Here is a 9016-nt window from a genome sequence, read left to right as displayed (position 1 = left end):
AGAAGTTCCTATCTTTGATCCGAAGTGTAAAGGCATAGCAGGACTAAAACACTCAATTCCTGATAATGTCAAGCTAAGATAGGACAAAGTAATAAATCTGTAAAGTTTTTCTAGGACAAGATAAAATTTAGTGCAAGGTACAAGTATATATTTATATATAGCTTGCACCTTGCAATAACCTTAAAATGTTTATTTTCAACGATTTGCATAATCCAAAAATAATGCGAACATCTGAACCCAAGATGTTGGCAGACAGACACCGGACAACAGCAGATAGCTTTTAAGGACTAAAAGCGTGACGGATGCAAAGCCAAAATTTCAGAAAGTGCTGATATTTAGGAATAAATAACGCTTAATTTATAATCCAAGCGGCACGATGCCTGTTCTCCTGAATCGCCCGGATACAGCTGCCGGAATCAAGCCTGTACATGAAGCCCGCCAAGTTCCCGCTCTCGTACAAGCCCATGCCGATGGTCAGGCGGCTGTTGAAGTCGGTCTGGCTGACGACGTACCAGCCGCACCGGGCGAAATGCTCCTCGTAGCCGGAACGGGTTTCCAGCAGGAAATAGAACTTGCCGTCGTCCTCGAAACGGATGACGTACTCGCAACGCAGGCGGCGTGCGATCTTGCCCAAGATGCGGCTCTCCTCCTCGATGACCGCAGGAGTGGCAAGGAAGGTGTATTGCGCGATAAAGACAGCCTCGTCCATAGTGATGATGTTTGGTCGGTTACAAATATGCGAAATGTCCGGCACACGGCAAGCGGAAGAGACGGGAAATATGCGGAAGGGCGTGCGGATATGTAGAGCTTCTCCCTGCTTTTCACCGCCCGGAACGTGACAAGGCTACAAACGTGAAGCAAAACGAGGACAAGCGGTACGGTTTTGATACACGGACATATACAGACCGGTATATTTGCAGGGAAGTATAACAATAAAAACGTATCGGGACAATGGAAATAGTAAGCATCGAGAGAAAGACCTTCGAGGAGATGAAGGAACGGTTCGGCAGCTTCTCGCAGCACGTGAGGGAGCTTTGCGCCCGCTACCGACCGCCCGAAAAGATGAACTGGATGGACGGGGCGGACGTGTGCGAGAAACTGGGCATCAGCAAGCGGACATTGCAGACCTACCGTGACCGGGGGCTGCTGCCGTACAGCCAGATCAACCACAAGATTTACTACCGGACGGAGGACGTGGAGGCGTTCGTGGAAGCCATGAGCCGGGAAATGACGGAGGACGAGTGAGATGGAAGTGATCACAAGGGACACGGAAGAGGTACGGGCGTACTTCGAGGCACTGGAGGAAGGCATGAGGTACCTTGACACGGTAACGGCGCACTTCCGCCCGGCGATGAACGGCGAGGTCTATCTCACGGGCGAGGACGTGTGCAGGCTGCTGCACATCACGCCGAGAACGTTGCAGGACTACCGCACGCAGCGGCTGATCCCGTACATATCGCTGCCGGGCAAGACGCTCTACCGCCAGTCGGATCTGCTGCGTATGCTGGAGGAGAACTACGTGGACATGCGCCCAAAGCGCAAACGGGGGAAAAGTCCAACATAAACGCACGGGGGTGTGCATCGGGAAATGCAGCAAAGGCAGGGACACCGCATCGGAAGTTCCTGCCTTTGCCGCATTCTGCACCGGGGGAAGGCGTCAAGCCGTTTCCCGGAGGGAGCGGCGCACCCGCTTCCCGTCCTGTTTCCTGTCCTTCTTCTCCAGCACGCTCCGCTGCATGGCGGCGAGGTTGCCGGAGATCGCCCGGAAATCGGAGCTTACCATCCTGTTGGTCACCTCGGCGTAGATCTGGGTCGTGGAAATGTGCTTGTGCCCGAGTATCTTGGAGAGCGCCTCGATGGTGCCTCCGTTGCAGAGATAGACGGTCGTGGCGAAGGTGTGGCGGCTTAGGTGGAAGCCGATCTCCTTGTGGATGCCGCAGGCTTTGGCTATCTGTTTGAGGTGCCTGTTGCACACGCTGTTGCTGGGCATGGGAAACACGAGGTCGCCTCCGGCAAGCCCTTTGTAACGTTCTATCAGCTCCTTGGCAATCTCCATGAGGGGGACGTTGCTCGACACACGGGTCTTGGTGCGCCGGGTGATGATCCATTCCTCGCCGTCGAAGTCCATGCGCTGTATCTTGTCATGGGTGAGCGTCTTTATGTCAATGTAGCTAAGCCCGGTGAAACACCCGAAGAGGAACATGTCCCGCACGAGGCTGGTCTGTTTCTTGACGAACACGGCGTTAGCCAAGGTACGCAACTCCTCCTCCGTGAGATAGCCCCGATCGGTCTCCTGCATCTCAAGGCTGTACTCGCCGAAGGGGTCGGTGCGGACGATTCCACGCCGCCACGCCTTGTCGGTCAGGCTGAGCAGGGGCATGGTGTATATCCAGAGGGTGTTGGCGCTCAATCCCTTCTCCACCCGCAGGTACTTGTCGAAATCGGCGATGATCTCCTTGGTCAGCTCCTTGTAAGCCATGTCGGTGCGCTTCTTCTTCTCCCAAAGGAAGGTCTTGAAATGGTTGTAAACAGCCAGATACTTGTTGTAGGTGGACTTGGCTCGCTGCCCTTTCTCCACCATCGCCCCGAACTCCTTGTTCATATTCTCGAAGTCTTTCAGTATGCAGTTCTCCATCACGCCGACACCGAGGAAGGCGTTGCGCAGCTTCTCGGCGGTGACGAAATCCTCTTCCCGGAGGATGCGGTGGTAGTGGTTGGTGAGCCGGGCGGAGACCTCCTTCAGTTGCCCGTTTATCTCGTTTGCCTCTGCGGACTTGCCTTTCGCCTTGCCGTTCTCCCAGAGGTCGGGAGTGACGAACAGCTTGGTTCCCACTGCCTTGTCATCCCCGTCAACGGAGATTTTCACCATGATGGGGGCTTTCCCGTCCCGGTTTCTCACTGCGGATCTCTTGATGTAGAACGAGGTCGCAAACGTACTTCTCTTTGTTTCCATAACTCTAAAATTTTCGTTTCTAAAGGTAGTTACTTATTTCTTACCAAGAGCTATGCAAAACAAGGCAAAGCGATGAAACAGAACTTGTTATGCCGTATATACCCCGTTTCGGAACCGGTAGCTGTTTAGTAGCCGAACTTTGTCCGAAAGGGGTGTTTTCAGGCTTTTTATGCCGAAGCCTGCTTCCACCCGCTCTGCATACAAGATGCTGACCTGCATTTATTTATGTAGAACTTTGCTTTTCTTTGCGCCTTATGCCGATTTTTTCTTTTAAAAAGTATTTTTGTAGAAATCATATAAATAGTAGGATATCATGTATGAAGAAAAACAGACAGCCGAGCAAATACGCAGATCTAATACTTTCGAGAAAGTAGATAGATATCAGAAATATAATTTGATGGATAATAGAGCGAACTTTTTACATCAACATAATTTGACCAATTTAATACAAAGGGAAACCTGTCCAAAGCAAGTTTTTTCGCAACTCTCTCCCGAAAAGGTGATCCAAAGAGTTCCACTGGATCAGTTTATTATAAATATGAGCAAAAAAGAAGAGAAAGAGGATATTTATCTATATGGACATATAGCATCTGACGGTTTCGGCGATATGGCAATGATCAATAATCTAGAACAGGTTCTAGAACGACATAAAGATCCACTCAAAATTACAAATATTGTGAAAATAGCAACATTAGATAATGACGATGAAGCAGCAGGTAAAAAGGAACGTATAATGAGAGATAATTATAATTTTCGAGATGTGCAAAAAGTAAATCAGTATTTCTATTCTGCAGAACATATTTTTGATTATATTTTTTGTAATTGTTATAATCACACAGATGTAACTGCTTCAGATCCTTCTGATGTAGAAGTAGAATACATGATAAATGAATTACGCCAATATGATGATGCTGAAATTATAGAATTTATCAAAAAAATTTATGATGATACAGGGGATTATAAAATCAGCAATTTTATAACTGATTTTAAACAAATGCCTGATAATTTTCTAGCGAATCAAATAATCTGTAGTAAAGATGTATCCAGACAGCTATTCTATCCGGCTTATGGTGCAAGAAAGAAAATAGAAACTCTTCCCTTCAATGAGAGCAATTGGGAAATACATTGCTCTATCCCCGATTTGGAAACCATGCAAGATTTCTATGCCAGTCCACAATTTACTGTAATTTCAGAAATGGGGAAAATTCATACTTTTGAATATTATGTAAACTCAGACTCAAATAAAGAATCAAGTTATACGACACTACTTACCCCTGAAAGAAGTGCCGGACTAATGTTGCCCAATCGCCCTTCGACAGAATGTAAACAGACAAATATTCCTACTGGGTTGTTAGAATTTATTAATATACAATTGGATGAATACATGAATAATAATAAATTCACTGAAGATTATGCTTTGATAAATATTCGGCGAGCTGATAATGGAAAATATAGACCAAATATTGATACCATTCTTGATTTTGTCAGCAAGATTTCCGGTCCCCAAAAGTTAATATTGTTAGGAGTTTCCGACATTGGTGAAGAACCTAGCGAGAACATATGCTGCATCGAAACTTTAGATCCTGGAGTGCTACAACACTTTTTAACTAAAATGACATCTAACAGTATTGTCCTTTCCGGAGGAGAAGGATTGCTCTGTGAAGCTTTAGGCTTATCAGAAGCCCAAGCGATGTTGATTCCACGCTACGAATATCATTATAGGGCCTTATTAAATTTTGGAAAAATGATTGGGAAAGAAAATGAAGTCAGGGGTTTGATAATTAATTCGTTAGCTACGGTTGGTATGTCCCTTGAAACATTGAATGATTATCTAGAAAAGCACTCCGATCCAATAATACCTCTGGATAGTAACACAGAAATACCCCCGAATTTCTTACGCGAATTATCTTCCAAGCTAAAAGGTTATACACTTGACAGTTTTATAAAAGGAATATTGGAATCGCAACAACTTCCTTCCAGTTAGCAACAACCTATACTACTTGAGTTGGAACACTGTAAAGGAGATATATAAATGTTATCTACATGTTGATACCATAATAGAAATGGCAAAATCAATTTCGACTATTGAAATTATTTTGCCGGATGGACAAATGATCAGACGGACAGTGTTCAATACAGCGCATGAAATAGAAGAATATATAAAATCTTGCTTACTGCAAGTTGAATAAATCAAAACCTTTTTCCTTCGATTAGACATCTCAATCATATTTTTCAGAAGTATATAACCTCTCTTTTTGAAGTTTGCCATCATCGGAACGTCCACTCTCCTTATGAAACTAAACCTATTTCTGGAAATCTCATCTTTTTAATTACTTATAAAAAACAGTGTATTCTTGCTTTACTTATTGTATGGAATTAATGTTTTGTGTTTTGATTGAAAAATGACTTTATTCATATAAAGTATATGACTTGAAATGTATATTAATATACAGTATACTAGATATTTATGTATAATTGGTACTGACTAGAAAAAACGATCGTTTTTTTTAGTCAGCGCAAAAGTAAGCAAAAAAAATATATAACAAACAAGAAATTTCAATTATTATTTGAAATTCAATACTTCAACATTTTTTTTAATCATAGTAAAATCGGACAATATGATGACTAGAAAAAACGATCGTTTTAGCTAGTCATCCTGTTCGTAAGTACACTTTATGTGACTGACGAACCTTGTCATATCAAAAAACTAGTATTAATTGATGGCTTATTTATTGACAACCCTGTCTTTAGTCTTATCTATATTGCTTTCAGCCCTGATAATTCCGCGTATCCTGGTTGTCGCTTATCGAAAAAAACTATTTGATATACCCAATGAACGAAAAGTTCACGACGGAATAATTCCCCGTTTAGGTGGTATTTCATTTGTTCCTACAATCTTGTTTTCACTCTCTTTTGTGACCGGATTACGTTACCTGATCGGCTTCGAAATAGCCGAAAACAGGCTCCATTTTATCATTCCCGAATTTTTCTTCCTGATCTGTGGTCTCACGTTATTGTATTTATCCGGTATAAAAGACGATCTGGTCGGACTACGTTATCGGACAAAATTCTTTATACAAATCCTAGCCGCCTCCATGTTCCCTCTAGCGGGATTATGGATCAATAACTTATACGGGCTGGCAGGTATCCACGAATTGAGTCCGTATATAGGAATTCCCCTCACGATATTAATAACGGTCTTTATCATCAACGCCATCAATCTGATTGACGGCATCGATGGTCTGGCTTCCGGGTTAAGTATTATCGCCCTGAGTGTTTTGGGAATTTTATATTTTTATTATAGTCAGTGGGTATATGCCATGTTCGCTTTTTCGGCATTGGGTACATTACTCCCTTTTTTCTATTATAACGTCTTTGGGAAGGCGGACCGTTGTACGAAGATCTTTATGGGCGATACCGGCAGTTTGACATTAGGTTATATGCTGGCATTTCTTACGATCTCTTATGCAACAGTCAATCCGCAGATACATCCTTATTTCGAAGGAGCGATCATTGTCGCTTTTGCCCCGTTGATAGTACCGGCTTTCGATGTTTTCCGCGTCATGTTGATCCGTGCCCGAAATCATAAACCATTGTTTATCGCCGACCGGAATCATATTCATCATAAATGCTTGGATGCAGGTCTGACATGTAAAAAAGCAGTGGTATGCATCTTAGGACTGGCTTGTGTCTTTTGCGTCCTGAATATGGCACTGATTAATACGATCAATAACAACCTGATTCTTTTTCTGGATATTCTGTTATGGTCTGTATTGATAGGCTGGTTGAATAAATCAATAAAAATAAAGAGGTGATATTTTGATTTTAATGGTTTATTTATATAGTTTTGTAAAAAATCAATAACGAAATGGCAAAACAATCGCATCCATATAAATCAAAAGAAAATATTCACTCTTCGAAGTTGGAGGAACCTTCTGCTGCTTATGTTTCTGCTGACTTGCGGGGCACGTATCTGGATATTGTTTCTGAAGATATGTTTAGAAGTGCCATATCCAAAGCGGTTTCTGATTTCGATAAAGGATTGGTCATATCCCATAACCAGATAGATGAATTAGTGAAGGCTCGAATGGGATGGAAATAGTTTGGTCATCTTTTGCTACCGAAGGACTTTTCTCTATATTAGAATATGTAGAGACTGATTTTGGAAGCCGTGTATCCCAACGTGTATATACTGATATAATGGGATATATTGAAACCTTAACTAAGTTTCCTAACTTGGGTATTCATGATGATATATTTTCTACTGAAACTTTAGAGGTTCGTTATCTGATTTGTAAGCAAAATATAATTTACTATTTGATCTATAAGGAGACAATATACCTTTTGTCGATAGCAAACTCCAACCAGTCCTCTGACCGTATACGTAAAGTGATAGCAGACTATTTACGATTATATAAATAAGTTTTCCAAGGAATATCAATTCCTGATATTCCCTTTGTAATCAAACAATAATGAATATAGCAATTGTAGGAACAGGCTATGTAGGCCTGGTCACGGGAACCTGCTTCTCAGAAATGGGAGTAGATGTCACCTGTGTGGACATAAATGAAGCAAAGATAAAAGCTTTGCAGGGAGGTGTAATGCCTATCTATGAACCCGGTTTGGAAAGCCTGGTCCTGAAGAATGTGGAAGCCGGTCGTTTACATTTTACGACTGATCTGACCGCTTGCCTGGATAATGTATCTATTGTTTTCAGTGCTGTCGGAACTCCTCCGGATGAAGATGGAAGTGCCGATCTGAGATATGTCCTGGATGTAGCACGCACTGTAGGACGTTCTATTAATAAATATACGCTGCTTGTAACCAAGAGTACTGTTCCGGTCGGAACGGCTCAAAAAGTAAAAGCTGTCATTCAGGAAGAACTGGATAAGCGTGGAGTTACTATTCCCTTTGACGTGGCATCCAATCCTGAGTTTCTGAAAGAAGGAGCAGCCATCAAGGATTTTATGGCACCTGACCGGGTGGTTGTTGGTATTGAAAGCGACCATGCCCGTAAACTGATGGAACGTTTATACAGGCCTTTTGTATTGAATGGTTATCCTATTTTATTCATGGATATTCCTTCTGCGGAGATGACGAAATATGCAGCGAATGCTATGCTGGCTACCCGTATCAGCTTTATGAATGATATCGCTAACCTGTGTGAAAGGGTTGGTGCTGATGTGGAATGTGTTCGTAAAGGTATTGGTAGTGATACCCGGATCGGAAAGCATTTTTTGTATGCCGGCTGTGGTTATGGTGGCAGTTGTTTTCCAAAAGATGTGAAAGCATTGCTATATACCGGAAAAGAGAATGGTTATACGATGCGTGTTATAGAAGCTGTAGAAGAAGTGAATGAAACTCAGAAAAGTATTGTTTTTGAAAAAGTAAACAAACTCTTCAATAATGACCTGAAAGGCAAGATCGTTGCTATCTGGGGATTGGCATTTAAACCGGATACGGATGACATGCGTGAAGCTCCTGCATTAGTGGTTATTGATAAACTGATAAAAGCCGGAGCGATAGTAAAGGTATACGATCCGATCGCTATGGATGAATGTAAACGTCGAATAGGAAATCAGGTGGAATATGCAAAAGATATGTATGATGTAGTAGTTGATGCAGATGCTTTATCGCTTATTACTGAATGGAAACAGTTTCGTTTACCTAGTTGGAAGTGTATAAAGAGATTGATGCGGGGAAATGTGATTGTTGATGGCAGGAATATTTATGATCAAGAAGAAATGGAGAATGAGTATTTTGTATATTCAAGAATAGGATAAAGAATGAATATTCCACTTCTTTACACTCTAAAGTTCATAACTAATGGACTTTAGAAGTTTTGATAGTTGAGAATGTAAAGTATTTATGCAAAATTTTTATAAGCAATTGATCTCTGGCTTTTTATATATTGCTATAGCCAAATATTCTGGTTTAATAGAGGATGTAAATTAAACTGTGTCAGCAAGGAATAAAGTATTAACTTTGCTAACACAGTTTTTTTTATGAAAGAAGAATTTGATTTCGAGAGTATCAAGAACAAGGCTATTGAACAGCTGAAAG

General features: G+C 42.0%; 8 protein-coding genes. 6 read left to right on the top strand and 2 right to left on the bottom strand.

Annotated features, from left to right (window positions below):
- Nucleotides 1-352: 352 nt before the first annotated feature.
- Nucleotides 353-709, bottom strand: coding sequence for a hypothetical protein (locus tag NBH14_RS28340; RefSeq protein WP_005858004.1), 357 nt, complete (start codon nucleotides 707-709; stop codon nucleotides 353-355).
- Between the two features lie 242 nt (nucleotides 710-951).
- Here NBH14_RS28340 and NBH14_RS28335 point away from each other — a divergent pair, with 242 nt between their 5' ends.
- Nucleotides 952-1245 carry a helix-turn-helix domain-containing protein gene (locus tag NBH14_RS28335; protein ID WP_008629224.1) on the top strand — a complete coding sequence of 98 codons (294 nt, stop codon included), beginning with the start codon at nucleotides 952-954 and terminating at the stop codon, nucleotides 1243-1245.
- Between the two features lies 1 nt (nucleotide 1246).
- Nucleotides 1247-1564, top strand: coding sequence for a helix-turn-helix domain-containing protein (locus NBH14_RS28330; RefSeq protein ID WP_005858007.1), 318 nt, complete (start codon nucleotides 1247-1249; stop codon nucleotides 1562-1564).
- A 93-nt stretch (nucleotides 1565-1657) separates the two neighbouring features.
- Here NBH14_RS28330 and NBH14_RS28325 read toward each other — a convergent pair whose 3' ends face one another.
- Complete coding sequence (locus NBH14_RS28325) at nucleotides 1658-2953, bottom strand: site-specific integrase (RefSeq protein ID WP_032581699.1); 1296 nt, start codon at nucleotides 2951-2953, stop codon at nucleotides 1658-1660.
- Between the two features lie 313 nt (nucleotides 2954-3266).
- On the opposite strand from NBH14_RS28325, the gene NBH14_RS28320 reads away from it, so the two are divergent.
- The 4 genes from NBH14_RS28320 to NBH14_RS28305 all read left to right on the top strand — a co-directional run bounded on the left by NBH14_RS28320 (nucleotide 3267) and on the right by NBH14_RS28305 (nucleotide 8736).
- On the top strand, nucleotides 3267-4937 hold the full coding sequence (locus NBH14_RS28320; protein ID WP_186961762.1) for a hypothetical protein: 1671 nt from the start codon (nucleotides 3267-3269) through the stop codon (nucleotides 4935-4937).
- 736 nt (nucleotides 4938-5673) lie between these two features.
- Nucleotides 5674-6768, top strand: coding sequence for an MraY family glycosyltransferase (locus tag NBH14_RS28315; protein WP_186961761.1), 1095 nt, complete (start codon nucleotides 5674-5676; stop codon nucleotides 6766-6768).
- A gap of 53 nt (nucleotides 6769-6821) precedes the next feature.
- Complete coding sequence (locus NBH14_RS28310) at nucleotides 6822-7055, top strand: hypothetical protein (RefSeq protein ID WP_010802837.1); 234 nt, start codon at nucleotides 6822-6824, stop codon at nucleotides 7053-7055.
- Between the two features lie 370 nt (nucleotides 7056-7425).
- Nucleotides 7426-8736, top strand: coding sequence for a UDP-glucose dehydrogenase family protein (locus NBH14_RS28305; RefSeq protein ID WP_186961760.1), 1311 nt, complete (start codon nucleotides 7426-7428; stop codon nucleotides 8734-8736).
- Nucleotides 8737-9016 lie beyond the last annotated feature (280 nt).

Source organism: Parabacteroides caecihominis (assembly GCF_023656785.1).
Classification (GTDB): domain Bacteria; phylum Bacteroidota; class Bacteroidia; order Bacteroidales; family Tannerellaceae; genus Parabacteroides; species Parabacteroides segnis.
Note: the sequence above shows the minus strand (reverse complement) of the source record. Positions and strands in the feature narration are given on the sequence as shown.